The sequence below is a fragment of the Rhizobium sp. USDA 4016 genome, from assembly GCF_056279705.1.
Window position 1 is genome coordinate 2,611,201 of sequence record NZ_JBWCCY010000004.1, and the last position, 25,537, is coordinate 2,636,737.

The 25,537-nt window shown below is 58.4% G+C and carries 30 protein-coding genes and 1 tRNA gene; 4 read left to right on the forward strand and 27 right to left on the reverse strand.

All coding sequences use genetic code 11. From position 1 onward, the window contains the following. Window positions 1-4 precede the first annotated feature (4 nt). The 4 genes from ACZ9DP_RS28440 to rpoZ form a co-directional block, all read right to left on the reverse strand. Window positions 5-595, reverse strand: a complete 591-nt coding sequence (locus ACZ9DP_RS28440; RefSeq protein ID WP_028739561.1) for a DUF2062 domain-containing protein — start codon at window positions 593-595, stop codon at window positions 5-7. A gap of 145 nt (window positions 596-740) precedes the next feature. Next, window positions 741-890 carry a DUF3563 family protein gene (locus tag ACZ9DP_RS28445; RefSeq protein WP_074067150.1) on the reverse strand — a complete coding sequence of 50 codons (150 nt, stop codon included), beginning with the start codon at window positions 888-890 and terminating at the stop codon, window positions 741-743. Window positions 891-1,054: 164 nt separating this feature from the next. Beyond that, on the reverse strand, window positions 1,055-3,268 hold the full coding sequence (locus ACZ9DP_RS28450) for a RelA/SpoT family protein (RefSeq protein WP_074067149.1): 2,214 nt from the start codon (window positions 3,266-3,268) through the stop codon (window positions 1,055-1,057). A 120-nt stretch (window positions 3,269-3,388) separates the two neighbouring features. After that, complete coding sequence (gene rpoZ, locus ACZ9DP_RS28455; RefSeq protein ID WP_022714636.1) at window positions 3,389-3,793, reverse strand: DNA-directed RNA polymerase subunit omega; 405 nt, start codon at window positions 3,791-3,793, stop codon at window positions 3,389-3,391. 295 nt (window positions 3,794-4,088) lie between these two features. On the opposite strand from rpoZ, the gene ACZ9DP_RS28460 reads away from it, so the two are divergent. Continuing rightward, entirely contained in the window at window positions 4,089-4,670 is a 582-nt protein-coding gene (locus ACZ9DP_RS28460) for a LabA-like NYN domain-containing protein (RefSeq protein ID WP_022714635.1), read from the forward strand. A gap of 3 nt (window positions 4,671-4,673) precedes the next feature. Here ACZ9DP_RS28460 and ACZ9DP_RS28465 read toward each other — a convergent pair whose 3' ends face one another. The 3 genes from ACZ9DP_RS28465 to dapA form a co-directional block, all read right to left on the reverse strand. Continuing rightward, window positions 4,674-5,090, reverse strand: coding sequence for a DUF3830 family protein (locus ACZ9DP_RS28465; protein WP_133939409.1), 417 nt, complete (start codon window positions 5,088-5,090; stop codon window positions 4,674-4,676). 3 nt (window positions 5,091-5,093) lie between these two features. Next, window positions 5,094-5,573, reverse strand: coding sequence for an SsrA-binding protein SmpB (gene smpB / locus ACZ9DP_RS28470; protein ID WP_022714633.1), 480 nt, complete (start codon window positions 5,571-5,573; stop codon window positions 5,094-5,096). A gap of 113 nt (window positions 5,574-5,686) precedes the next feature. After that, window positions 5,687-6,571: a 4-hydroxy-tetrahydrodipicolinate synthase gene (dapA, locus tag ACZ9DP_RS28475; RefSeq protein WP_476204243.1), complete on the reverse strand. Its 885-nt coding sequence runs from the start codon at window positions 6,569-6,571 to the stop codon at window positions 5,687-5,689. Between the two features lie 215 nt (window positions 6,572-6,786). Here dapA and ACZ9DP_RS28480 point away from each other — a divergent pair, with 215 nt between their 5' ends. Further along, the gene (locus ACZ9DP_RS28480) at window positions 6,787-8,862 is read left to right on the forward strand and encodes a lytic transglycosylase domain-containing protein (protein ID WP_476204244.1); all 2,076 of its coding nucleotides are present in this window, start codon (window positions 6,787-6,789) and stop codon (window positions 8,860-8,862) included. Window positions 8,863-8,920: 58 nt separating this feature from the next. Then, complete coding sequence (locus tag ACZ9DP_RS28485) at window positions 8,921-9,814, forward strand: alpha/beta fold hydrolase (RefSeq protein ID WP_476204245.1); 894 nt, start codon at window positions 8,921-8,923, stop codon at window positions 9,812-9,814. 100 nt (window positions 9,815-9,914) lie between these two features. Here the strand turns inward: ACZ9DP_RS28485 and ACZ9DP_RS28490 are convergent, their stop codons facing one another. The 15 genes from ACZ9DP_RS28490 to ACZ9DP_RS28560 all read right to left on the reverse strand — a co-directional run bounded on the left by ACZ9DP_RS28490 (window position 9,915) and on the right by ACZ9DP_RS28560 (window position 20,901). Beyond that, the gene (locus ACZ9DP_RS28490; protein WP_476204246.1) at window positions 9,915-10,973 is read right to left on the reverse strand and encodes a porin; all 1,059 of its coding nucleotides are present in this window, start codon (window positions 10,971-10,973) and stop codon (window positions 9,915-9,917) included. Between the two features lie 762 nt (window positions 10,974-11,735). Next, window positions 11,736-11,826, reverse strand: a tRNA-Ser gene (locus ACZ9DP_RS28495). 1,235 nt (window positions 11,827-13,061) lie between these two features. Continuing rightward, entirely contained in the window at window positions 13,062-13,781 is a 720-nt protein-coding gene (locus tag ACZ9DP_RS28500; protein WP_476204247.1) for a deoxynucleotide monophosphate kinase family protein, read from the reverse strand. After that, the gene (locus tag ACZ9DP_RS28505) at window positions 13,778-14,002 is read right to left on the reverse strand and encodes a hypothetical protein (protein ID WP_476204248.1); all 225 of its coding nucleotides are present in this window, start codon (window positions 14,000-14,002) and stop codon (window positions 13,778-13,780) included. The genes ACZ9DP_RS28500 and ACZ9DP_RS28505 overlap by 4 nt, the downstream gene beginning before the upstream one ends. Then, the gene (locus tag ACZ9DP_RS28510; RefSeq protein ID WP_476204249.1) at window positions 13,999-14,352 is read right to left on the reverse strand and encodes a hypothetical protein; all 354 of its coding nucleotides are present in this window, start codon (window positions 14,350-14,352) and stop codon (window positions 13,999-14,001) included. The genes ACZ9DP_RS28505 and ACZ9DP_RS28510 overlap by 4 nt, the downstream gene beginning before the upstream one ends. After that, window positions 14,349-15,230 carry an NUMOD3 domain-containing DNA-binding protein gene (locus ACZ9DP_RS28515; protein WP_476204250.1) on the reverse strand — a complete coding sequence of 294 codons (882 nt, stop codon included), beginning with the start codon at window positions 15,228-15,230 and terminating at the stop codon, window positions 14,349-14,351. The genes ACZ9DP_RS28510 and ACZ9DP_RS28515 overlap by 4 nt, the downstream gene beginning before the upstream one ends. Then, window positions 15,230-16,000, reverse strand: coding sequence for a hypothetical protein (locus tag ACZ9DP_RS28520; RefSeq protein WP_476204251.1), 771 nt, complete (start codon window positions 15,998-16,000; stop codon window positions 15,230-15,232). Before ACZ9DP_RS28520 ends, ACZ9DP_RS28515 begins: the two co-directional genes overlap by 1 nt. Further along, a complete protein-coding gene (locus ACZ9DP_RS28525; RefSeq protein WP_476204252.1) occupies window positions 16,000-16,182 on the reverse strand; it encodes a hypothetical protein in 183 nt (60 codons plus the stop codon). The genes ACZ9DP_RS28520 and ACZ9DP_RS28525 overlap by 1 nt, the downstream gene beginning before the upstream one ends. Further along, window positions 16,182-16,586 carry a hypothetical protein gene (locus ACZ9DP_RS28530; protein WP_476204253.1) on the reverse strand — a complete coding sequence of 135 codons (405 nt, stop codon included), beginning with the start codon at window positions 16,584-16,586 and terminating at the stop codon, window positions 16,182-16,184. Before ACZ9DP_RS28530 ends, ACZ9DP_RS28525 begins: the two co-directional genes overlap by 1 nt. Before the next feature lie 226 nt (window positions 16,587-16,812). After that, a complete protein-coding gene (locus tag ACZ9DP_RS28535; RefSeq protein ID WP_476204254.1) occupies window positions 16,813-18,063 on the reverse strand; it encodes a hypothetical protein in 1,251 nt (416 codons plus the stop codon). 178 nt (window positions 18,064-18,241) lie between these two features. After that, window positions 18,242-18,676, reverse strand: a complete 435-nt coding sequence (locus ACZ9DP_RS28540; RefSeq protein WP_476204255.1) for a hypothetical protein — start codon at window positions 18,674-18,676, stop codon at window positions 18,242-18,244. Next, window positions 18,673-18,975: a hypothetical protein gene (locus ACZ9DP_RS28545; protein ID WP_476204256.1), complete on the reverse strand. Its 303-nt coding sequence runs from the start codon at window positions 18,973-18,975 to the stop codon at window positions 18,673-18,675. The genes ACZ9DP_RS28540 and ACZ9DP_RS28545 overlap by 4 nt, the downstream gene beginning before the upstream one ends. Continuing rightward, window positions 18,975-19,538 (reverse strand): hypothetical protein, encoded by a 564-nt coding sequence (locus ACZ9DP_RS28550; protein ID WP_476204257.1) that lies wholly within the window; start codon window positions 19,536-19,538, stop codon window positions 18,975-18,977. Before ACZ9DP_RS28550 ends, ACZ9DP_RS28545 begins: the two co-directional genes overlap by 1 nt. Next, complete coding sequence (locus ACZ9DP_RS28555; protein WP_476204258.1) at window positions 19,535-20,131, reverse strand: hypothetical protein; 597 nt, start codon at window positions 20,129-20,131, stop codon at window positions 19,535-19,537. Before ACZ9DP_RS28555 ends, ACZ9DP_RS28550 begins: the two co-directional genes overlap by 4 nt. A gap of 173 nt (window positions 20,132-20,304) precedes the next feature. Beyond that, window positions 20,305-20,901, reverse strand: coding sequence for a S1 family peptidase (locus ACZ9DP_RS28560; RefSeq protein WP_476204259.1), 597 nt, complete (start codon window positions 20,899-20,901; stop codon window positions 20,305-20,307). A gap of 257 nt (window positions 20,902-21,158) precedes the next feature. Here ACZ9DP_RS28560 and ACZ9DP_RS28565 point away from each other — a divergent pair, with 257 nt between their 5' ends. Next, a complete protein-coding gene (locus ACZ9DP_RS28565) occupies window positions 21,159-21,485 on the forward strand; it encodes a DUF982 domain-containing protein (protein ID WP_476204260.1) in 327 nt (108 codons plus the stop codon). A gap of 18 nt (window positions 21,486-21,503) precedes the next feature. On the opposite strand, the gene ACZ9DP_RS28570 is transcribed toward ACZ9DP_RS28565, so the two are convergent. The 5 genes from ACZ9DP_RS28570 to ACZ9DP_RS28590 form a co-directional block, all read right to left on the reverse strand. After that, window positions 21,504-23,561: a hypothetical protein gene (locus tag ACZ9DP_RS28570; protein ID WP_476204261.1), complete on the reverse strand. Its 2,058-nt coding sequence runs from the start codon at window positions 23,559-23,561 to the stop codon at window positions 21,504-21,506. Between the two features lie 31 nt (window positions 23,562-23,592). After that, window positions 23,593-23,856, reverse strand: coding sequence for a hypothetical protein (locus tag ACZ9DP_RS28575; protein ID WP_476204262.1), 264 nt, complete (start codon window positions 23,854-23,856; stop codon window positions 23,593-23,595). A 25-nt stretch (window positions 23,857-23,881) separates the two neighbouring features. Continuing rightward, a complete protein-coding gene (locus ACZ9DP_RS28580; protein WP_476204263.1) occupies window positions 23,882-24,895 on the reverse strand; it encodes a hypothetical protein in 1,014 nt (337 codons plus the stop codon). A gap of 107 nt (window positions 24,896-25,002) precedes the next feature. Beyond that, window positions 25,003-25,332, reverse strand: a complete 330-nt coding sequence (locus ACZ9DP_RS28585) for a hypothetical protein (protein ID WP_476204264.1) — start codon at window positions 25,330-25,332, stop codon at window positions 25,003-25,005. After that, a complete protein-coding gene (locus tag ACZ9DP_RS28590; RefSeq protein WP_476204265.1) occupies window positions 25,329-25,535 on the reverse strand; it encodes an anaerobic dehydrogenase in 207 nt (68 codons plus the stop codon). Before ACZ9DP_RS28590 ends, ACZ9DP_RS28585 begins: the two co-directional genes overlap by 4 nt. Window positions 25,536-25,537 lie beyond the last annotated feature (2 nt).

Genomic DNA, 25,537 nt, shown 5'->3' on the forward strand with positions numbered 1-25,537 from the left:
GAAATCATACAGTCGGAATATCCTGCGTGGGATGGGCAAGGTGAAGGCGCGCCCGCTCCATCAGCCTCTCGCGGCGGCGGACCTGAAAACCCTTCACGGTGTAGAACGTCAGAATATAAAGCACAACGGAGCTGATGGCGGCCGGAGGAATGGCGCCGATCAGCATGGGCTCGAGCACCGGCTTCCAGAGCTCGGTGAAACGGAGCTTGTGAAAAAGCTCCATCAGATCGACGGACTGCCCGGTCATCGCATTTTCGCGCATGAGCAGCAGATGACCGATTTCCCAGGTCGCCGCCCAGATGAAGGGATATGTGAGGGGATTGCCGAAGGCCGCCGTGCCGAGCGCGGCCGCAACCATGTTTCCGGAGAGGAAATAGGCAAGCACGAAGGCCATGATGAAATGCACGCCGATGAACGGCGTCCAGGATACGAAGACGCCGGCTGCAACGCCCATTGCCACGGCGTGCGGCGAAGCCGTCAGGCGCAGGATGCGCATCTTCAGATAGCGCAGCGGACGCAGAAAGCCCTTGCGGGGCCAGAACAACTCTCGCGTCCTTTCACGAAATCCTGCAGGTTTTCTACGGCGAAACAGCATGGCAGCTATTTAGGGCAGCGCAGGTCGCCATGACAAGAGCAGTCAAAAGTCTCGGGGCTCGCCTCAGCCGCCGCCGAAGCTCTTCACCGAAGGGCGCGCGTCATGCATGGCGCCCATTTGCATCCTTGGAAGTCTAGACCCGCAATCAACGGCTACGGAACAGGCCCCGGTCAACCTGGCGCTGACGGTATTCAAGATCAATACGGTCATACGAACCGTTGAGGTATGCCATTTCACGTTCCTGTACGCTTGGAACGCGAAGAGCGCGGGCGATTTTCTTGATCGGAGTAAACATAGCGTTGGCTCTTTCTTTCGTTCATTCTCTGATGACCGGAAGATAGGTGCTGCAGCGCACAATTACCAACGCTCTAATATAGGCACAGCCATGCAAGACGTGCATGCCTTGCCTTTTCGGTACGCGAATTCTGCAACAAAGCGATTATAAAATGTGCAGACGCCTCAGTCGTAGAGGCGCCGCACCGTCGCAATGCAATCCAGATCCTTCAGTTGCGCGAGCAGCTGGTTGAGCTGGCGGAGATCCCATACTTCGACATCGACCGCCATTTCGGTGAAGTCGGCGGCGACGCGCACCGTGTTTAAGGAACGGATATTTACGTCAAGGCCTGCAACGGATTGCGCCACCTTGGCCAGCGTGCCAGGCTCGTTCAATGCGTTGATGAGCACACGCGCCATGAAGCGCGACTTGTTGGCCTCGTCCAGGTCCCACCGCACATCGATCCAGCGATCGGGCTGATCATCGAAACGTTGCAGCGCGGACGACTGGATCGGGTAGATGGTGATGCCCTTCCCCTTCTCCATGATGCCTACGATGCGATCGCCGGGCACGGCGCCTGCGGGTGCGAACTGCACGGCGATATTGCCGGAAATGCCGCGGATCGGACCCATATCGGCATCCGTCTCCGCCTCCGTCTTGGCCTTGTCTGGAACCTTGAAGATCATGCCAGAGGCGCTGCGGACATTGAACCAGCCGTCGTCGCCGCTCGGCTTGACGGTGACACGCTCATCCTGATGGTCAGGATAGACAGCGCGCAGGACATCGAGCGACGACATCTCGCCCCGGCCGACGGCGGCGATCGCGTCCTCGACATCCTTCTGGCCGAGGCGGTGCAGCGCCGGCTTCATCGCGTCCCGGGAAAATATCTTCCCCGCCCGCTCGAAGGTGCGCTCCAGAATGCGATGGCCGAGGCCGGCATATTGCTTGCGAATGGCCAGGCGCGTGGCACGGCGGATTGCGGCACGCGCCTTGCCGGTCACGACGATCTCCTCCCACGCAGCTGGCGGCACCTGCACGCCGGAGCGGATGATCTCGACCTCGTCGCCATTCGCAAGTCTTGTCACCAGCGGCATGATGCGGCCGTTGATCTTGGCGCCAACCGTCGTGTCGCCGATATTGGTGTGAACGGCATAAGCAAAGTCGATCGGCGTTGCGCCGCGCGGCAAGGCGATCAGTTTGCCCTTCGGCGTGAAGCAGAAGACCTGGTCCTGGAACAGCTCAAGCTTGGTGTGTTCGAGGAATTCCTCGGGGCTATCGCCTTCGGCCAGCGCCTCGATCGTGTGGCGGAGCCATGAATAGGCATTGGACTCGCGCGAGAGAATATCGCCCTCGGTATTGGTCGCGCCGTCCTTGTAAAGGGCGTGCGCGGCGATGCCGTATTCGGCGATCTCATGCATGCGCTTGGTGCGGATCTGCAGTTCGATGCGCTGGCTGGAGGGGCCGACGATCGTCGTGTGCAGCGAACGGTAGTCGTTCTGCTTTGGCGTTGAGATGTAATCCTTGAAGCGGCCAGGCACGACGCGCCAGCGCATATGAACAATGCCGAGCGCGCGATAGCAGGCTGGAACATCCTCGACGAGGATGCGGAAGCCATAGACATCCGAAAGCTGCTCGAAGGAAAGCGACTTCGATTGCATCTTGCGGAAAACCGAGTACGGCTTCTTCTGGCGCCCCTTGACCTTAGCCGTCGTCAAGCCGTTGGCCACCAGCAGATCGCGCAGTTCCGTTTCGATCTTCTTGACCAGGCCCTCGTTGCGCTGCGAGAGTTCCTGCAGACGCTTCGTGACGGTTTCGTAAGCCTCCGGGTTGATATGGCGGAAGGAAAGCTCCTCCAGCTCATCGCGCATGTCCTGCATACCCATGCGACCCGCAAGCGGCGCATAGATCTCCATCGTCTCCTCGGAGATACGGGCACGCTTGTCAGCCGACATATGGTCGAGCGTTCGCATATTGTGCAGGCGATCGGCCAGCTTGACGAGCAGCACGCGGACATCGTCGGAGATCGCAAGCAGCAGCTTGCGCAGGTTCTCCGCCTGCTTGGCCTTTTTGGTGACGAGATCGAGCTTCTTGATCTTCGTCAGGCCTTCGACCAGCCGGCCGATATCTTCGCCGAAGAGCTCGTCGATTTCGGCGCGTGTCGCCGTCGTATCCTCGATCGTATCATGCAGCAGAGCGACGGCAATGGTCGACTCGTCGAGATGCATGTCCGTCAGAATCGCGGCGACTTCGAGCGGATGGGAGATATAGGGATCACCACTGGCGCGCTTCTGCTGTCCATGCTTCTGCATGGCATAGACATAGGCCTTGTTCAGCAGAGCTTCATTGGCGTCGGGCTTGTATTTCTGCACCCGCTCCACGAGCTCGTACTGCCGCATCATCCCGGAACTACTCCAATAAAAACAAAAGCGCGCCAATCACCGATTGGCGCACGCACTGGTCATAATATGCCTTAGCAATAAAGGCGCAAGATTGACGATTGGTAATCGTCTCGCGACGTATCAGTAGTCGTCGCTCTTTTCCGGAGGCACAAGACCCTCGATGCCGGCCAGAAGCTCTTCTTCCGACATCTGGTCGAAAGTGATCGTCTCGGGCTGATCGTCCTGCTCCTCGCCTTCCGCAGCCGCAACGCCACCAGCGGCAATGAGGCTTGCCGGATCGGGCTCGGGCTCGTCGACTTCGACGTGCTTCTGCAGCGAGTGGATGAGGTCTTCCTTCAGATCGTCGGGAGACAGCGTTTCATCGGCGATTTCGCGCAGCGCCACGACGGGGTTCTTGTCGTTGTCGCGATCGATGGTGATCGAGGCACCCTGGGAAATCAGCCGGGCGCGGTGGCTGGCAAGCAGAACCAGCTCGAAGCGGTTCTCAACTTTGTCGATGCAATCTTCAACTGTGACACGGGCCATTGCCTGTCCTTTACGGTCGTGATTTCGGGATTAGAACGCCCGATACAATTAAAAGCCGACGAATTCAAGTTTTTCATGCACCGCCCCGCCGTTTATGGGTCGTCCTGCTAAAATTTTCGAGTGAATGTGACAATTCCACCGTTAGTTGCTTGGAATATGCCGAATCGTGCCCTAAATCTCCCTTATATGAATAATTCATAAATTAAGAATTATTCTTTCTTCGTTAACTAAGCCATTGTTTTTATGGAATTTTGACCGAAGAAGATTTGGATTACTCTAATTGGATTGGCAAGCGATGTTCGACCCACGCGAAAAAATTGCACTCTTCATAGACGGCGCCAACCTCTACGCTGCATCCAAGAGCCTCGGCTTTGATATCGATTATCGCAAGCTGTTGAAAGCGTTCCAGAAACGCGGTTACCTGCTGCGCGCCTACTATTACACCGCGCTGATCGAGGATCAGGAATATTCCTCCATCCGCCCGCTGATCGACTGGCTCGATTACAACGGATACAAGGTCGTCACCAAGCCTGCCAAGGAATTCACCGACTCCATGGGCCGCCGGAAGATCAAGGGCAACATGGATATCGAACTGGCGATCGACGCCATGGAGCAATCCGAAACCGTCGACCACCTTGTCATCTTTTCCGGCGACGGCGATTTTACCACCCTTGTGGAAGCCCTTCAGCGCAAGGGCCGCAAGGTGTCGATCATCTCCACGATGGCGACGCAGCCGCCCATGATCGCCGACGACCTGCGCCGCCAAGCGGATCACTTCATCGATCTGCTGTCGCTGAAAAGCGAGATCGGCCGCGACCCGTCCGAACGTCCGCAGAAGCCTGTCGAGATCGCCCCGGCGAGCGACTTCGAGGAGTAATTCTCAATCCAAAGCCTCAAACAGGATCGGCTGGGCGCCTTTCCAGAGCACCAGTTTGCCCATGTCATCGAGTTGTTCGCAGCCTTCGACGATCGTCAGGAAATGATTGCCGGCAAGAGCGCCCATCTTGCTCGCAAATGACGAGCTGCCATAGGCAAAGAGCAGCTCTGTCTCGCTGTGCCCGCCCGGATAAAGCAGGATATCGCCACGCGACGGATGGCAGGTGTGATTTTCGAAATCCACGCCGAACTGATAATCGCCGAGCGGCACCCAGATCGCCTCCCCGCTCCATCGCGAATGGATAGTCTGATTTCGAAAGGGCAGCAGCGACGTGAACGCCGCGCAGGTTTTCGGCGCCTTTTCGACCTCCAGCTTCGCCACGAAGACTTGCGACGCCACCGAAATCTTCAGCCTTCGCATCGCTTAGCCATTGTCCTTCAGCAGGCGGCTCTTCTGCCTGTTCCAATCGCGCTCCTTCTCGGACTCGCGCTTGTCGTGCAGCTTCTTGCCCTTGGCGAGCGCCAGTTCCATCTTCGCCCGGCCGCGGTCATTGAAATAGATTTTCAACGGGATCAGCGTCATGCCTTCGCGGTTGATGCCGGCACGCAATCTGTTGATCTCGCGGCTCGAAAGCAGCAGCTTGCGGCGGCGGCGCGGCTCGTGGTTGAAGCGGTTGGCCTGCAGATATTCCGGCAGGTAGGAATTGATCAGCCAGATCTCGCCGCCTTCATCCGAAGCATAGGATTCAGCGATATTGGCCTTGCCTTCGCGCAAGGACTTGACTTCGGTGCCCATCAGAACGAGCCCGGCTTCATATGTATCGATGATTTCGTAGTTGAAGCGGGCCTTGCGGTTTTCGGCCACGACCTTCTTCACGATACGCTGGCTGCCTTTGGGGGCCATCATTCAATCCAATCCTTGCGGACGCGCAAAACCCCGCGCCCTCATTTCCTGCCCTTATGTAGGGGAGCAGCCGAAACTTGTGAAGACGGACGCAACCCGCCTTCCAGCTTCGCTCAGTTCAGCAGACCGGCGTGACGCATCGCGGCATCGATTGCCGCTTCTGTCGCCGGCTCCAGCGTGGAGATCAGCGGCGAGCGCACGTTGCGGCTCATGCGTTCGAGCCTAGAGAGGCCGTATTTCGCGCCGCAGAGGCCCGGCTCCATGAAGATCGCCTTGTGCAGCGGCATCAGGCGGTCCTGATATTCGAGCGCCTTATTGTAATCGCCAGCAAGCGTTGCCGCCTGGAATTCTGCACAGAGACGCGGCGCGACATTCGCCGTTACCGATATGCAGCCAACACCGCCATGGGCGTTGAAGCCGAGTGCCGTCGCATCCTCGCCCGAGAGTTGGCGGAAATCCTTGCCGCAAGTAATGCGCTGTTCGGAAACGCGCTCGATCTTGCCGGTGGCATCCTTGACGCCGACGATGTTCGAATGCGCCTTGGCAAGCGCGCCCATCGTTTCCGGCGTCATGTCGACCACCGAGCGGCCGGGGATGTTGTAGATATAGATCGGCAGCCTGACGGCCTCGGCGATGGCCGAGAAGTGCGCGATCAGGCCCTTCTGGGTCGGCTTGTTGTAATAAGGCGTGACGACGAGCACGGCATCGGCGCCCGCCTTTTCGGCATGCTGGGCAAGCTCGATCGCCTCGCGCGTATTGTTCGAGCCGGCGCCCGCCATGACCGGTACGCGCCTGGCCGCCGCTTCGATGCAGATTTCCACGACCCGTTTGTGCTCGCCATGCGACAGCGTCGGAGACTCGCCGGTCGTGCCGACCGGAACAAGACCACTGCTGCCTTCCCTGATTTGCCAATCGACATGGGAAGCGAAGGAGGCTTCATCCACCAGTCCAGCATCAGTGAAGGGGGTGACGAGGGCGGGAATGGATCCCTTAAACATGCGCAACTCCTCACGGCCGATATCCACGCTTCAGCCGCATTCCTTGAATATAGGTTGCGCACCATAAAGCGGCGAAATCGCCGCGACAAGCGCGCATGGATCGGTTTAGGGCAAATTCCGACATCAAATGTGAACGAATTTTACCGGTTTCGGTAAGGTTTCATTAAGAGGCCTGTTGCGAAACTCGAGGCATATTTTCCTGACGAGTATCCCGGATGAAAAAAGCTGTGTTGATCCTCTCCACCCTCGGCCTTGCGGCCGCCGCGTGGAGCAGCGCCGCCTCGCCGCTGCCTGACACGGGCGCTCCGGTACGCGAGGTAAGGCCGATCGGCTTCGTGCCGCAAACCTCGGCACCTGAATCGATCATGACCGGCGCCATCCCGCGCAGCACGACCGTCGCGCCCGTGAGCGGAAACCTGAAGGCCGGATTAGATGCGCTTTCCAGCAAGAATGCGCAGCAGGCGATCTCGATCCGCAACGGCATGGCCAAGGGCACGCTCGACCGGCATATCCTGACATGGTCGATCGCCGTTTCCGGCATCAAGGGCGTGCCTTCCTATGAAATCGCAGGCGCGGCACAGGAACTCAAAGGCTGGCCGGGACTTACCAAGCTGCGCGCTTATTCCGAGCGCGCACTCTACGACGAAAATCCGGACCCGGCTGCAATCCTTGCGGCTTTCGGCGACAGCGCGCCGGAAACGACCCCAGGCGCGATCATCCTCTCGCGAGCGCTGGTCTCTGCCGGCAGACAAACGCAAGCCGCGAAACATATCCGCAAGGTCTGGCGCAGCGAAACACTCGACAAGGAGACCGAAGACAAGATCCTGGCGGAGTTCTCAGCACTGCTCGGCGCCGCCGACCACAAGGCGCGCATGGAATATCTGATGTATCGCGGCCGGACGGCGCAGGCCAAGCGCTTCGGCGACATGGGCCAGGCGCAGTCCCTCTACAACGCATGGTCGGCGGTCGCGAGCAAGGCGGCCAATGCCGGCGCGCTCCTTTATGCCGTTGATGGCAAATGGTCGAATGACCCAGGCTATCTGTTTGCCCGCATCGAATATCTGCGCAAGCAGGACAAATATGCCGAAGCCGCCAAGCTTCTGGCGCAAATGCCTTCGGCGCGCGATGAACTGGTGAATTCCGGCGAATGGTGGAACGAGCAGCGCATCGTCAGCCGCGGCCTCGTCGACCAGGGCCAATTCAAGGCCGCCTACCGCGTCGTCGCCAACCACGTCGCGACGAACCCGGCAGATATTGTCGAAGCCGAATTCCACGCCGGCTGGTACGCGTTGCGCGGACTGCAGGATCCGGCGACGGCCGAGACGCATTTCCGCAAGATTCTTCAGGTTTCGAACGGTCCGATTTCCGTTTCGCGGGCCTGGTATTGGCTGGGCCGCGCCGCAGAAGCCGGCGGGGCGGGCAAATCCAGCGAATTCTACGCAAAAGCAGCAAACTTCCCGAGCACTTTCTACGGTCAGCTCGCAGCTGAGCGGCTGGGGCGTAAGACGCTCAACGTCTCCTATCCGTCGCCCACAAGGGAAGACCGGCAGCGCCTCCAATCCCGCGAAGCCGTTCAGGCGATTTCGCGCCTTGAGGCCGCTGGCCATGGCTGGCGTGCGGCAAGCCTTTACCTGGCGCTCGCCGAGCAGCTTCAAAGTGCCGGCGAACTTGCCATCTTGGCGGCGCAGGCGGAAGGCTCCGGCAACCATCACCTGTCGCTGCAGGTCGGCAAGATCGCCTATGCGCGCGGGATCGATGTCGCGGCGCTGGCCTTCCCTGTCGGCGTCATTCCCTCGAACGCGAATATCTCCGGCTCGGGCAAGGCGCTCGCCTATGCCATCGCAAGGCAGGAAAGCGCTTTCAACCCCACCGCCGTCTCGCCCGCAAACGCCCGTGGCCTTCTGCAACTTTTGCCCGGGACCGCCAAGGCAGTCGCCAAGCGCCACAACATCACCTATTCAGCCGACAAGCTAACGGCGGACGCCGGCTACAACGCCACGCTCGGCGCGCATTATCTCGGCGAACAGATCGACGCCTTCGGCGGCTCCTACATCTTGACCTTTATCGCTTATAATGCCGGGCCGAAGCGCGTGCCCGAATGGATCAGCCGCTACGGCGACCCGCGCGGCAAATCCATCATTGAAATCGTCGACTGGATTGAGCGCATCCCCTTTCCGGAAACGCGCAACTATGTCCAGCGCGTGATGGAGAATTACGAGGTCTATAAGGCGCGGCTCGGGCAGACGCCGGATATCGAGCGCGACCTGATCGGCGGGCGGTCTTCATCCTGATCGATTTGCTTTGACGCTGAAGCAGGCTAGATTTCCTGAGCACAACTGGGAAATCGCAATGTTTTCAAACACCACCGAAGGCTTCGAGGAGAAGACATACCTGTCCGTCGGAGGGCTCAAGCTCTACGCCCGCGACTATGGAGCCGGGAATCCGTCGGCATCCGTCTCCGCGCCGGTAATCTGCCTTCCCGGCCTGACACGCAATTCCCGCGATTTTCATCAGCTTGCGCTGATCCTCTCGAAGGACCCGGAGCGTCCCAGACGCGTGATCGCGCTCGACTATCGGGGACGCGGCCGCTCGGCGTGGGACGATAACAAGCAGAATTACAATCTCGGCGTGGAAGCAAACGACGTTCTGACCGCCTGCGCCGCCTTCGGCATCACCCAAGCCGTCTTCATCGGAACGTCACGTGGCGGGCTGATCCTGCATCTCATCGCCGAGATGAAGCCGGAACTGCTGGCATCCGTGGTGCTCAACGATGTCGGCCCGGTGCTCGAACTGGAAGGGCTTCGGCATATTCAAGCTTATCTCGCAAATCCGCGAAAGCCTCGTGACTGGGACGATGCGGCCGAATTGCTTCGCGACCTGCACGAGGCGGAATTTCCCGCTCTTTCCGCCTTCGATTGGCGCGGCATGGCCCACGCAATTTATCGCGAAACCGATGATGGTTTGGTCACGGATATCGATCCGGCCATCGCCGAAGCAGTGATCGCTGCCGATTTCAGCAAGCCGCTGCCGGATCTTTGGAAGCCGTTCGACGCAATGGCGGCGATACCGCTGCTGGTTATCCGCGGCGAGACTTCAAAACTGCTGTCAAAGGCAACGGTCGAAGAGATGCTGCGGCGGCATCCGGCGGCATGGCAGTTCACAGCAAGATGTCAGGGACATGCGCCGCTGCTGCATCTCGATGATGTGGCGGGGGAAATCCGTCGCTTTCTCCGCGACCTCTAAAGGCTTCCGTCTCGGGGCCGTCGGAAGCAGACACCCGCAAAGCAAAAGCCCGGCTCGAAAGCCGGGCTTCCCGATTTGACCGAAGTCAGATCAGATTAGATTAGAACGAACGCTGCAGGCGGAAGAAGCCCGTTACGCCATCTTCGTCTTCATCGCCATTGTCGTGGTCCTGGCTGATGTAGTTAACCGTCACCTTCGTCGTCAGGTTCTCGACGATTTCGTAGTCGAGCGTAACGCCAGCGCGCCATTCGCTGCCACCGTCGAAATCGTCATCCACGGGGTCGATGTCGATGCTGTCGGTGTACTGAACAGCCGGGGTGATCGTGAACTTATCAGTTGCCTTGACAGCGTACTGAGCAGCAATAGCCCATTCGCCGTTGTCGTAGTAGTCGCTCGGGCCGCTCGCCCAGACGCCGGCGAGACCGAAGGTGCCCGGGCCGATGTCTGCGTAGATGATGCCACGGACAGCACCATCGGCGCGGTCGAGGTCGTAGCCGGCGAGAAGTTCCCAGCTGAGGGCGCCGAACTTGCCGCCGACAGCAGCGTCGATACCGACGTTGTTGCCACCGTTGTCGAGACCCAGACCGGTACGGGTCAGCTCTTCAACAGCAATACCGGCGTAGAAGTCGCCAGAGTCGTACTGGTAACGGATCGCGTTGAAGTTGGTGTTGTTGTTGATAACTTCGGTTTCACCGGAGAAGTCAGCATCCCACCAGTTGACGAACTTACCAACGCGGAAGCCGGCGAGATCGATGTAGGCTTCATCGATAACCGTGTCGTTCTGATCATCCTGGCTGTTGGCAATACCGTTCGGGCGGAAGTTTGCCTGATAGACGATAACGCCGGTGAGCGGACCGTATTCAGTGTCGCTTTTCGCCGTGAAGGCAACCTGACCGCGGGTACGGGCCGACCAGTCTTCGCCGCCGCCGTTATCAGCGAGGTCGCCGAACGTGAAGTCGGTCTGGAAGCGGATGTAACCTTCGATCTTCAGGCAGGTTTCCGTGCCCGGGATGTAGAAGTAGCCGGTGCCGTAAGCGTCGCAGACGCGGACGTATTCAACCGGTTCCGGCTCAGCAGCGACGATAGCGTCAGCGGCCTGAGCACCGGAAACTACTGCGAGAGCAGCAGCGGAGCCGAGAAGAAGGCTCTTGATGTTCATAGTGACCTCCAAATTCAAAGTTTCGATCGGGTCTGGGATTTTTCGCCTTGAGCAGCGTTCCCTGCCCCATCCCCATGTTTCAAGAAGTCGGACGATCAACCGCCCTCGCTTCCGAGGTTGAAAATACAAGACCGCGCCTGTCACGCAATCACCAACTTACTCCTTTGTGGTATTTGCATCAGCCTTACCGCCGCCCTGTTGCTGAAAGGCCACAAGTTGGGCAGGCGCCGCCGCATTTCTTTATGGTTTGTTAAGAAACTGCCGGTTTTGCAGGGGTTTAGCATCGCCTCACATGTATGGCACGACGCATCCTGTGCCGCATTGATACCAATTTCCAGCCGGATTCGGCGGCTTTTATGACAGCCCCGCAATGCGACCGTGGTTGAGGGGGCATCCGAATTGACGATGCTTCACCGCAGGAATCACTTCCGGGTGAGAATTGATTCTCTTCAGCCGATTCTGGCGCGGAGGGATTCGATTTCAGGGGATGCGTATCGGCCGAGGGCAGAACAAACCGATTTTATGATTTTTCCCCCGACCTGAGAGATAGGGTGATTGCCCGCGAGATCGGCGACATTGGGCCCGGCAGCCATTCGCTGAACCGCGGCCAGCTTAAACTCGCGACTGAACCGCCGCCCAGGATCGTCCGTCCTCATCAGTCCTCCTAACAGAGAACTGCTGCCATTTTTCTGTCTCAAAATCGGGGTGCACTACACTTAGGTAAGATCGTTGCCTATGTGTGCGGTATGGACCAACGTTTCGTGGCGGAGAGGAAGGGATTCGAACCCTCGATACGCTTTTGACGTATACTCCCTTAGCAGGGGAGCGCCTTCGACCACTCGGCCACCTCTCCGGTAGAGGGTCAGATAAAGAGAAAGCCCTTGTGCTGCAAGGGCTTTTTTCGTTTGTTCCGCATTTTTATTGCCGTTCCACTCGATACGCCAAAACACGGAACGGCCCGCGAACAAAACACACAAAACGTTGAAAAACATCCCATATTAAGCACAGTGGCGTTTTTGATATGTGCTTATTTCGTTCTGCGGCACCTATGATGCCGCCACTCATTATATATATGGCGTCATACGGACCGGCATCGTTACGGCACACCCTCAGTTGTCAATTAGCAACACATTAATCAACGTTCGATCATCCTCAAAATTCACTATGTTGCTCCCTAACCCGTTTGGGGTAATAGTTGAATCGGGCTTGATAACCCTGACCATCACTAGGCTCGCACAAGGGTGCGGGTCGAACTAATGCGCAGCTTAGCGGCTGGCGCACTGCCTTGGCCATTAGCTTGGCCGGGAGCAATGCGTCGCGGTAGCGCGAATGCTTCCGTCCGTGCATAGCGGCGCGCCGTTGTGCCCGATGTCCAAGGCTTGCCTAAAGGCGCATTGGCTGGTCGTGATGGCTGGTTATCAACTCCCGGCTACGGTGCCGATCGCCGTGCTTAAGGGGTAGCATGATGCTGGTTGAATGCACGGTATGCGGTATCGCCGGATGTCTCGGCGGAATCGAAGGGGAGCCTGGGGGTTTACCAGAGAAAAAAGACGACGCTGGTAGTGGTGATGCGCCGGCACGAAGACGGTGCTATGTCGCAACGTGGAAGTTCCGAATCGGACAGGCCGCGCAATTCGGGGATCTCTCTGCAATTGTCCTGTCTAGGTCGCTAAGCGCTCGAGGTCGACAGATGTATCATGTCTGGGTATATGGCGAGGCGCACGGTCGTCCGTTCAGGTGCATTATGATTTAACCGGATGGTGGCATGAAAAAAGCCACGCTGTTTACGAGGCAGCGTGGCTTCTGTGTTCCCTTTAGGTTACTTTAAGGCGCGCAATGAGCCTTCAAGGTATCATTAGAATAGCGTCGGCTATTTCGTCTGCTGCCCAGTGACTGTTCCCATCTTCTGCAGGATCGCGCTCTTTGCATTTGCGAGCCACCTCCGCGCAACGCTGACGCTCTGCGAGGATGGCGCGGGCGATGACGTATACAGCAGGAGCGTCATCCGTCGTGTTCTCGGGTATGGCTCCTACCTCCTGAAGGCGCTCATAAGCATCGCAGGCCGTTGCCATGACATCGTCCGGAATCTCACCCATACCGTCGCAGCGCCTCCTCGATCTTGCCGTGAAGTTCCTCAATGCTGGCCGCGTTTACGATAGTCAAATCCTCATCACCGCAACCGCGCTCTGATTCGTGCGATCCAGCGATGCCGCCACGACCGGCGATCTTGAAGATGTCTCCGCCGAGGCGACGGATTGCCTTCGCTTCGTTCTGAAAGCGGCAGTCGTCCGTTACGACGCGGCCGCCGTTGGCAATGACAACATTGGCGCGCTGGTTCCAGACGCCAACCCAGAAGCTCTCGCCGATGCAGTTCCTGCCCCACTCTGTGCCGAGTGTTTGCATAGCGTGCCGCGGTGTCTTGCCGGCCAGCATCGATGTCGGCGTTTCCTTCAGGTGGCCCTCGATCTGACTCTCCTCGAGGCCCAGCGCCCGCATCATATCCTTCAGCGGCCCTGCAAACTTGACGAGCGTGTAGCCGCGCTGCTCGACGAGGTACTTGGTGGCTGTGGACTTGCCGCTACCAGCAACGCCAGTGAAGGCGACAACGGGTGGCAGGTTGTCGTTGGCTGCATCTCGGAACGTGACGTAGAAATTATTGTCAATCTCAGCTTTCGAAAAATCCCGCTCCACCTTCCCGATTGCAGCACCAAGCGCGCGCAATTTAGGAGGAACGTTGTCGTTTGCGGCAGGCACTGCGGTGATGCAGCCGCGGTCGTCGGATGCGAGTTGTTGTGCAAGGCTTGTCATGCGGTTTCCTTTGCTGCTAATGCGCGGATGGTTGCCACGAAGTCATGGCGCGACGGCAGTCGCCATTGCTTCACGCCGCGATGATCGATGTAGTAGGTGCCATCATATTCCATGATGGCTTTCTCTGCCTCTTCTAGCGCCTCACGGCGTCCATACGCCTTCGCCTTGGCCACTTCCGAGTGCAAGCGGGCGGTGGTGTATCGCGGTTGATTGTCGCTCATACCCTCTCCTCTTCCTTAACTTCCACCTTGCGGCGAGGCTCCTCAATCGACGGCGCCACAGGCCCGCCAGCCAGCAAGGCGCGCAAGCTTCCCAAACGGTCACGAACCAACGGCCGAAACCTGCTGGCACGAAACGGCGTGTCAACGTCGCTCCATATCATGCACGTGCCGCGCTCAATGCCCTCTAGCCGCACGCCGAGATACTCGCCTTCGACATAGTGGTGATGCATGCCGACCCAGCGAATTTTATAGACCTCGCCCTCGATTAGATCGGACGGCGTAGACGTGTACTCGGGTTGCTTGGCATCGATGCATTGAACCATCATTCCAACATGGAATCCCCAACTCATGCAGCCACTCCATCTGTGAAGTTGAGATAACACTCATCACCCCAAGCAGCGTATGCTGCCTTATCATATGCGCGAGCTGCCTCCTCTGCGGCCGGGAATATGCCGAGACTCTTATTTCTGCCGTTGATCCGAATTCGAGCGCGCCATTTGTTCTCACACAACAAAAACGAAACACCTTTAAACTCACCCCTAAGTGGGCCTAGCATTCTTCTGGCCGCAGTCATCTCGTCTCGTGCCTCCGGACTGCGTGTCATACCCCTGTGGGCGGCTCCGATTTTTTCTCGCGTCTCTTTGCTGTGTTTCTTACCGAGGTTTGCGTCGCGCAATTTTTCACGCACCTCGTCGCTTGTGGCGGGGCCAATTCTGGACGCGCGAAGCTTAGCTCTTACCGACTCACTCTTCGGCCTGCCAATCTGAGCAAGTCCAATCTTCGTGCGATGTTCGACGCTCAGTTTCCTTCCGGTGTTTGCCGCACTGATTTTTGCTCTCGTCTCGGCGCTTCTATTGGAAGATGCCATCCCGATTTTCGCTCGGTGGTCTTCGCTAAGTATCCGGCCGGATTCACCTTCACCACCGTCAGTCAGGTTGCAAAGAAATCCAGTTCCTGCATCTCGGCGTCCAAGCAGCATTATGTATGCCATCTCCAGACGTAACGCGTCCTCCTCACGCAAGCCCTCATGCCAGCGTACGACGCACGGCTCGCCTCCTTCGCGACGAATTTTTGCTACGATGCGCTTGAATATTTTGTTGCGGCCAGCTGATTCATCTATATCTCGCCGACCGCGCCCCTTCCCGACATAGAAAGTTCCGCCGTCAGGGTATTGCCATGCATAGACGTAGAATTTGAACTGGCTGTTATCGTTGGCAGCGGCAAGCATCACGCCATCTCCCTCGCCCTGCAACCCATTAGCGCCTCGAAGGTCGCCAGGAATTCCGTTTCCGCCTTTGCCGGCGACCAATATTTCAAACGCACGCCGAGCGGCTCGTTGTGCTTCGCGTGCCAGTCCATAGGCGCCATGTTCTCGAGCTCGTCGCCGATGATACGCGTGTCAGCATCGTGGACGATTGCGGGCATGTCGTCAGGCAGGCGGAATTGCGCACATATTGCGTTCATGACGCGCTTTTCCGCTTCTTTGTAGCCTGGCAGGTGGCGCTTCAGCGGTCGCGGCACGTCGACTAGGTAGGCTTCGCCGGCATCGTGCAGCAAGGCGTACAGCGCTACGTCAACGCCTTCCCAGCGCAGATGGCGGGCCATGAGCACGGAATGCTCTGCGACGCTGTAGAAGCGATGGCAGTGGCCGGCATATCGGCATTGCATTGATAGGCTGTGCGCGATGTCCTCGATGAATACTTCGTCAGCGCGTGGGTCGAGAGGCCAGAACCTCCCGCCGCGATAAGTTTCCATCCAGTCGCCGCGTCGAACGGCGTCGAACATCTGCGGATGGTCCACGCCTAGATCGTTACACCGCTCACCGCGCCGCAAGCCGATGTACTGGCCTCGTACATCGGCGACGCCAAAGCCAGCCGATGCGCCGCTCTCGTCTACGGGCTGCACGTTATCATTCGCCGGCACGTATTTGTCGATCGGGCCGAAGGTCTCGTCGGCGATGTCGTTATGAGGTTTTGGCGAAAAGGTTATAACTGACATCACGCGGCCTCCTTGTGTTCCCAGAAACGGCAGTATTTGGCGCCGCCGTTGTCGATCTCGCGTTGTGGATAGCCGTCACGCAGCAGGGTTTCTTCCAGCGTCTCGTCCGGCAGCGGGAGATAAGGGCGTGGAAATCCAAAGCGCCACCCGCTTGGCGGGTCGTAAATGGTTTTGCTGGTCATCACGCGGCCTCCCGCTGATCGGTGAGGATGTTCGAGGACAGCCGCTTCATCGTCTCGACCAGGGGATTGACGAAATCGACCTCGATTCCGTTCTGTCTGCCGAGCTCGATCACATCCGAAAGTGCCGTCATGAACTCCTTCATGCGGGTTTCTTCCGGCGACGGCAGGGCTGCGATGAAGGCGTCAGCGTTGCGCAGCAGTTCTGCTGGCGTCTTTCCTTTGACGCTATGGTAGGCGCTGCCATAAGCCGTCTTCTTGTCTGCCCATCTGAGGTAGACGGAAATCTCCGAATTCGCCCTGATGGAAAATGTTACTTCCGGTTCGCGCAGTCCCTGGGCATTCATCGCTGCGGGCATGGCGTTGACGCGCCTCTGCACGTCCTCAATGGTCATGGTTTTGGTCATGATATCTCCTCTTTCGTGGTGGTTGCCGCCGATTGGTGGTCGGCGGCAGTTGGGGGTTAATTTTGCTTTACCCGTTCGCCTAGCCTATAAAAGCCAATCGGCTGCTGCTGCGGCCGGTAAGGAATCGGTTGCCCGTCGGGACCGAGTATCCGAGAAACCTTCGGCTCCCAGATGTCGGTCACGACGCGCGATGGTGCCGACCATGCGTCTGGATTGTACCAGCCGCTCACGCAGCCCTCCTCTGCTCTGCCGGCACATTGTCGTTAGCGGCGTCCATCATGGCGACGCGAACACGCGAAACCTCGCCGAAGTCCCAATGGTACGAAATCGACTGCATGCTGCGGCCAGACAAGAAGCCAGAGGCGAAATGCCAAGCATCCTGCGGCGTCGGCGTTTGGTGCGATTCTGAGATCACGCCGTTGCCTTCGGTAGCAAACTTGCTGGTGTGGTGAATGTGGAAGCCGTGGATATATCGGAACAGCGTCGCGCCCCAGTCCTCGGCGCGTCGGTGAGCCATGATGCTCGCCATGTCCTTGAGTTTGACGGTGTGGCCATGGGTGGCGCCTAGAAGCACCTTGCCGAAACGGAACCAGAAGAACAGAGACGGATCAACGTCGACCGTCACACGCGGCTCGTTGCGATACCAGGCGAGCAGGAAGTATGCGACTGCGACGGAGGCATGCTCATCGTGGTTGCCCGGCAGAATGCGGACCGTCACATGGCCGTGTCTTCGCAGATTGGCATCGATCGCCCGCACGACGAGACGGCAAGCCGTCATCAGCACCTTCTGGTAACGTCCGTCGACCTGAAGAGCGTTGCCAGAGCGCGCCGTCTTATTCTCGTTCGTATCCGAATGCAGCAGGTCACCACCGCCAAGAACGATCGCGTGGCCGCTTGGTGGCGTTCTCGAGATCAGATCATCGACTGCGTCGCCGATAACGTTCTCGGCAATCCGAAGATCCCAGTTGGTGTCTGTTTCCTTGCCCCACGAGAAGAGCCCGATATGCCAGTCCGCAAGTGGCGTGAGCGTAAGAAGCGAACTTGCCGGAGCCACGATGAGCGGGACTGGCTCAGCGGCCGGAACATCAGCGAACGCTTCCTTGAGGATAGCAGCGATGTCCTGCGGCGCGTATTCGTTGCGGGTCTTCACCCACTGTTGAACGGTCCGGCCGTCCGCATCGACGAGCGCCGAAACGCCCTTGACCGTATGGCCGGCGGGAACTGCGAATTCCTCGCCGCGCTCTGGCTTTTGCTGGACGAAATCACCGTTCGGCGTGCTCGTGACCTGACTAATACGAAATCCCGGCAACACCGGCTTCGTGCCCAGCATGCCGCGCTCTGCTGCGACTTTTAAGCGGGAGTTCAATGTCTGGCGCGGGATGCCCAGAAGATCGGCAGCCGCCTGCTTTTCGCCGAGAGCTATGAATGCGTCGACGGCTTCCTTGGCGAGTTCGTCTGAAAGTCTTGGGGTTGGCAAATTAGGATTCCTTCATTTTCGGAAAACGCGCATCGAATGCCGTAAGGCACGCGTCAGCCCAACTGGTCGCAACATTGGGTTTGTGCGCACCTTCAGCGCGAGCGACAACTAGCCACGCTTGTAACCAGACACTCTCGCGGCTCGGCCGTCCTTCGTCTTTGCTCATGTCGTTTTTCCTCTAATTGATTATCGCTTGCGGCTCAGCCTGCTTCGGCTCTTCACCACCCGGCGAGCCCTCTTCGGCAAAGCCAGCGGCAGATTCGCCGTCCATGTTCATGCCGACGCCGGTCCCGTTTGCTTCGGCCGTATCCATGGCGTTCTGCAGGCTATTAGCCGCCTGAGTGGAATACGGCAGTTTGTAATAGCGCGGGGGGCCATTTCCACCGTCGAGAAGAACCCAGATGGCTTCGTCGACGTCGATGCGCGCGCCGAGCACTGTGTAGTGGCCCTTGGGTGGAGAGAACGGATAGGCGTGGCCGAGCGGCAGGAGGGTGGCTGGCGCGGTAAGGGCGGCGACTACGAGGAAGGCGACGGCTTGCCGCTTGTTGCCCCACCAAGCTATGACGCCGGCGGCCAGCACGAAGGCCAGCCAGAGTGTGATGGCGGGGGTCATGTTTTCGGCTCCAGCAGGGCGACAAGGCGGGCGAATGCTGGATGAACATGGCCGTAGTATTGCCTCCCGCACTCGTCGTCACTCAGCTCGCTCTCAAACTCTTCGAGCCGCTCAGCAAGGAGCGATGCTTCAACGATAATGTCCGCTGCCCTCTCGAATGCGTCATCATCTGTTTTAGTAGGCATCTGGCGTGTTCCCTTTTCGGGGTGGACGCAAGCCATAGTGCGTAAGTATTCGGACAGATCAGCCCCGTCAGTTGGCGCATAATCGCGTTCCACCGTCATAGTCACGGTCGCCATCACCCCTCTCCTCTGTTCAACTGCTTGAAAACCTGGCTCGCCGAACCCGGCACTACCTGACCTCCAGTCATCCGAAATCGGATCGCTGTCCGCTCCTGCTTGTCCTTCAGAAGGTCCACAGTCCCACGCCAGACGACGCCGCCCTCAGCTAGCCGCACTTCGACAGATACCGGAACCGGCACGCGCCCTTCGCAGCCGTAGCATCGCACGTTGACGGCATACTCTCCGTCTGGGAGGCCGCGCGTGAAAGCGGACTCGAAGTTCAGCGGCGTATCATCGTTGGTCGTGCCGAGATCGTCTCGCAGTAGCGACCAGACGCGGCCGCTCTTGTAGCTGTATCCGACCGCGCGCTCGTTACCCGCCTGCACCCAGAGATCGACGTCGATCGGGCCTGATGGCCAAGCCGCGGAGGCGACGAGGTTGCCAGGCAGTTGGGCTGGATCCTCCTTGGCTGCAGGATTTACGGACGGCAGGACAATCAGCACAAGAGCAGCCAACATAGCATTGAGGCTAAGAAGGACATCCCTGAAGCCAACCGAACTCGCGTTGCCGCGCCGGCTCACGGAGACACCTCCTCAAGGTGAAGTGCTGTTGCCGTGGTCAGGATACGAAAGTTATGAATCGTCCAGAGTGCAAGAACGCAGCCGATCAATGTCGAACCGAACGCCGTACCGAGGCCGCCGAGCATGTTTGCTGCGCTCGCCATGGCTCCGTCAGCAGTTGCCAGCGCTGCGGAATCGACCTTGCGAAAGGCCATGAAAAACCCTACGGCGTTCCCGATTAAGCCGATAATAACCAGCCCCTCAACGACATCTGCTAGGTGCTCGTTCTTGATTTGCATCTTACGAACGGCCTTAGCTTTGCCAGCCCGATCTGAGGGGTTTATTGATGCGGCAGTAATTGATCCGTCCACCTCAAGCACCCTTGCGGCGGTGGATAAAAGGCCGATCAGGAACACAACGGCAATGACAATGCCGACATGCGCAGGGTCCGCCTCGATGGCAGCCTGTACAAAGCCCATAACCCAGGCCCACACGGCAACGGCAATCCAGCATGTGTTCACGACGATGAACTTGGCGGTAAGTCTATGGACCATCACAGCATCCTCCGCTTCATTATTTCCTTGCCGAGGAGCTCGCCGAGATATGTCGGCCAACCGAACGAGGCCCAAAACTTGCCAGTCGTCGAATAGAAGCCAGCGGCGACCATTGCATAAATTGCTGCCGCCATCACGCCACCCCCTTAGCCAGCAGCATGCAAACCGCACTGGAGGGAACCGCCATGCCGAAGCCGGTGAGCGAAGGCGTGAACTTGCCGGCAGATTCGCCCTTAAAGAGGCGCCGTCGCGACGCCGACCGCTATCCCGATAATGCGTCCGTCCGGCTCAAAGATCGGGCCGCCGCTGACACCCATGACGGTTGTCAGGTCGGTGATAAAGACTTGCTTCCAAGGCCCAAGTTCGCGGACGTTGCCAGCGACGCGGCCGAAGGATGATACAAATTCGAAGGAGAGAGGATTGCCGGAGGCTTGGATTTCATCGCCAACCTTGGCCACACGGCAATCAAGCGCCGCCCTGCCGTCGATCTTGCCGTCTGTGCGCAGCAGCGCGATATCATAGGCTTTGTTGGCCCAGAGCAAGCTGGCGTCGTATTCCTTGGCGACGCTGGTCTTCAGCTTGATTGGCTTACTGCCGTCGGCAACGTGCGCCGCCGTGATAATAAAGCCGTCGCCGAGATGGACGCCTGAGCCGTGACCCTCGCCAACGTTGATCAATACGACCGAATCTTCGGAGGTAGTGGCGGGAGCGCGAATAATTGTCGTCGTGACGATCGGCTGAGGTTCGCCAGCAAGCGTGTAAATGCCGCCTATGAGAACGGCGCCAAGGGCTAGCACAATGGCCGCCACATATCTGTAAAATCTATCCATCTTGTCTCCTCTGCTGTGGTGAATGCGAGGGGCGGCTGGTGGCCGCGCGGCTGGCTAGTTGGTCGCTAGCATGACGTACAGTGCTGTAAACTTACAAATTTGTCAACATTACAGGAATGGAATACCACAAACAGAAAAAGCCCCGCCTGCCGATTAGGGCAAGCGGGGCTTGACATTGCTTAAGGGCATTCACAAGTGATTCGTTTTGGAACATGCGCGCGGCTAAGGACGCGCCAAGGACAAGACGCGGACACGGAATGCCCGAAGATAGACCAATACGAAAAGTCAGGGCTGCGGTTCTCGGTATTTCCAAATACCGGACCCACAGCAGCTTGATCGATATCGCCGAAAGCCTTCTTAACCGGTGGCCGGAGGAGCACTATAACCGCAAGGCTCACCGCTATGCGCAGTTGATCTGTATCGAATGCTTCGCCGGCACCAAGCCTGCGGAAGATGCTCGCGACGCCTTTATTCTGGCTCTAGATGAGGCCGGCATATCGATTATGATCGACGATCTGCTGCCGCGCTATCCTGTCCCTCCGGTGCCTGATGATGCGGGGCCGAAGAAGCGCCCCACCAGATGATGATGGGGCGGTGGGGTGTTAGGCGGCGAGCAGCTTGTAGGCGTTGACTTGTATCTGCTCGGCTTCCTCGGCCGTCCAGACCGTGCCGGATGGCGAAAAACCGAACATCCCGTAAAGGCCCTTGAAGGCGAACTGCTGATGGTTCGACTTGATCTTGGCGCCAGCTTCCATGTGCGGGATTGGCGACTTCGTCTTGTGAGCGATGCCGCTGTCCTTATGGCCGATCGGCTGGTTGCCAACGGAAAGATAAAGCCATGTCTCGGCGTTTAGGCGCTCGGCTTCCCATTCTGCCAGCGTGGCGTTGCGCGAATAGTCGCCAGCATCGACCGTGCCAATCATCATGATGGGAACGCCGCTCTTGTAGCTGAAGCCGACGTTTTCCGGCGTCGGATAATAGACCGGCGCATCCAACTGATAAGGCGCACCGCCATCGGTGTTTTCCCACGTCGAGCGGGTAAACACGTAGCTCGATATCGTCTCGCCATCGACAAACTTAGTGGGCGACGTCTTGTCGTTGTACTTGCCTTGGTCCTGGTTGGTGCCGTCATAAGGCGACGGGCCAAAGTTCGTCTTGTCGGCCTTCTTGCGGGTGCCGATCAGTTCCGCAGGGTCGCGGGTCAGGCTGACGCCGGTTCGGAATACGGGGGCGTTATGATCCCACCCGAGGCCGACGTTCATCTTCTCGTTGGCATTCGAGAACCTGCTACCGTCACTGACGCGGAAGGCGGAATAGACACTATTGGCGTAGGACGCCCCGTTGCCGGTCGCGTCCATCACAGCCAAGGCCATGACAGAACACGTGGTTTCCAAGGCGAAATAGTTGTTCGTCGCCTCGTAGGCGTTGGCAAGGTTCAGATCGTCCGGCGCATAGATGCCTGGAACGCCAAGCTTCTGTGTCGCGAAATTGAAGTTTGGTGTGCCCTGCTCGTTAGCAGCGGTTTCGAACTGAAGCGATACCTGCCCCTTGCGGCCCGCTACCAGGCCGGTTGCCGGGTTGACGTCCTTCATGACGATGACTTCGCCAAACAGGCTCATCAGATCGTCTTCGAGAAGGATGCGATGGCACTGGCCGATAGCGTTCAGCTTCGCATTGACCATGAAGCGCTCTTCGTCAGTGACCGTGCCGTCCATGACGATCAGGGCGCAGAACAGATTATTGGCGCGAAGCGAGGTGCGCAGGGCGTGCGGCGTAGACGAAGCGAAGGTATTGCCAATGACGATATCGCGGTTGTCCAGCGATCCGGCTGCGATGTTTGCGGAATTATTGGCGGTGACGACAGGGACGGTCACCTGCGCGCGACCGTTATTATAGAACGTCAGTTCTGACGACGTCAGCTTGTAGCCGAATATCTCCTGCGCCAGCGCCTTGCGGAAGATCGTCCCGCCAGTGCTTCCGGCGTCCGTATCGGTGCCAGATGTCAGCACACGGACGAAATCAAGGTGGTTTCCGCCTGTGCACTGGTGGTACATGCGAATATTGGAATTATCACCGTAACTGAAAATGTATTCAGTGATGTTGTTCGCAATGGCGAGCGGGTCCGTCGCATTCGTCGGTCGCTTGCGCTCGTTTGACGAGCACAGAAGGAAGAACTCAAGGCCAGTGCTGGCAAGCAAGCCAGTCGATTGAAGCTGTAGAGCGCCGACGTCATCGCCAAGATCGACACCGATGCCACCTTCACTTGTCAGGCGGGTAAGCTGGCCGGTCGTATCGGACCATGCCGTGGCGAAGCGCTTGGCAACACCGGAGCGAATGACGGCAACCGTGCCGATCGCTGCAAGCAGCTTGCCGCTGCCTTTCTGATCGAGGAAGCCGACGAGGTCAACATCAGCCCCCGCCGCCCATGTGAGGATGGCCGCCATATCTGGCGAACCGTCAGAGACAAAGCCGAAGTCAGAGGTCGCGTTGTCCGACAGGCGCTTGACGCGAAAGCCGGTGGCGCTCGCGCCCTCGATCACCCGATAAGGCGAGAACGCCATCAAGGCCTTACTGGCAAGCGCCGTCGTGACAGGCGGCTCAATGAGCAAGGCCGAAGGAGGAGACCCACCACCACCCTTGGCTAGGGAGACTGCCGTCATCAACGGCGCAAACAGCGGAGAAAATAGCGGACTAAGCACTGAACACCCCGCAGGTTGCGCCCGCTACGCGCGTGAAGCGGTAAGTGCCTGGAGCGGTTATGCAGAGCGCTGGACGGAACGGCGTCAGTTCGCTGACGTCGGTGTAGCCGCCAGCGTCATCTTTCAGAAGAATGCGAACGCGCGCCAGAGCTGAGGTCGCGCCCTTCATGCCGACCGTTACCGGAGTGCCAGCGGCAACGACGAGATCGGAAGAATTGGCGGCAGTGCTGCCCGTAGGTAGAAGTTCGGTTGCCATGGTAGTCTCCAGTGTGTGGTGGTGGTTATGCGCGGGTGGTTCGGGTGGTGGTAGCAGGGTAGTTCAAATAACACTTCCCGACGCCCCAGGCCTCGATTGCCGCTGCGTCATAAGCGCGTGCCGCGTCCTCTGGCGTCGCAAAGGTTCCTGCGTGGTATAATTTGCCGCCGATCCTGATACGGGCGCACCATTTGCCGTGTCGATCGGTTACCCCTTTGAATCCGGACGTGCCGTCAGCATGCGGAGGCGCGATACGCTTGGCGACTGATTGTCGTTGACGATAGGGAACCGTCGCATCTAGCGCAGAAAGAACCTTGCCGCCGTCCTCAGCTCCGATGTTGTCGCGGGGAAAGTTAAGGTAGCAGTTACCCCTACCCCAGACAGTAACCGCCGCATGGTCGTATGCTCGGGCGGCAAATTCTGGTGAATCGAATAAGCCAATGTGTCTCTGTTGGCCCTCCACATTTATGGATGCGCGCCACGTACCTGTCGACGCGAAAAAAGAGACTCCCTTTAGGCCCGTACTGCTATTTGATCTAGGCGGCGCAAGCCGACTGGCAAGTGATGTCCGCTCGCGCTCATCGGGACTCATGTACCGCTTTTTGTTATCAGCGGACTTCTTTTCCCGAACGGAAGGATTGCTGCAGTATTCTGTCAACGCCGAAGACAACTTCGACCGAAACTCGTCGCTGAAAACAAGGCCGCTAACTCCATCACCGCCATCTGTCATATTGGCAAGAATGCCAGTACCGTTATCGCGACGTCCTAGCAGCTTGATGTACGCTTTTTCCAAGCGGAACGCGTCGTTCTCCTTCAATCCGTCTTGCCACCGTATAACGCGAGGCTCGCCTCCTTCGCGGCGAATCTTGGCGACAATGTTTCTGAAGATTTTGTTATTCTTCGGTTGCGTATCGCGCCGACCGTTCCCCTTGCCGACGTAGAAGGGTCTGCCGTCCGGATAGTACCAGCAGTAAATGTAAAACCTGAACTCGCTGTTATCGTTGGCGGCGATGATCGCGCCACGTCTGAAATCATTCATCGCAAGTATCCCTCTCGCTATCCAATGTAGGCGCTTGGCAGGCGTGTGGATGCACGCTCTTCGGGAGCTACCCTAGCCAAGCAATTCCAAATAAGTGACCTAGATGATTAAAGTCCAGAATTTCGCTGCTCGATGACTCTGTCTAGCCGTCGGTTAACCCCTTCGATGCGCTCACCGACGCCATCAATTGCTTTCATGATTTGTGCCGTCTGAGCTTCCATCCCTGCTTTTGTGGCGTAGGTTTCAGCAGCGCGCAGTTTAAACTCAGTCAGATCATCCCAGACCTTCCCGGCCTTGTCCTCCACCGCCTTTATGCGATTATCGTTGGCTCTTTCGCTCTCCTTGACGCGGCCGTCGATTCGCCACCAGATGCCCCATCCAGCGCCGGCGACCGTAAGGAAGAAGAGCACAGCCTTCATTATTTCTTCAGGCGTCATTTGCTCACCGCCTTGCCGCCCGTCAGGCCAGCGTCGCGATCGGCATAATAGTCGCGGAGTGCCAAGTGGCGTCGAGCGCAGGACAGCAGCCGCTCGCGATCCTTGATCCACAGCTTCTCAAGCTGCGCTTGCGCCAGCGGCTTACCGCCGAGATCGACCGGACCAACGCACCGCTCGAGCAGCACGCTATCCGGCTTGCGCAATA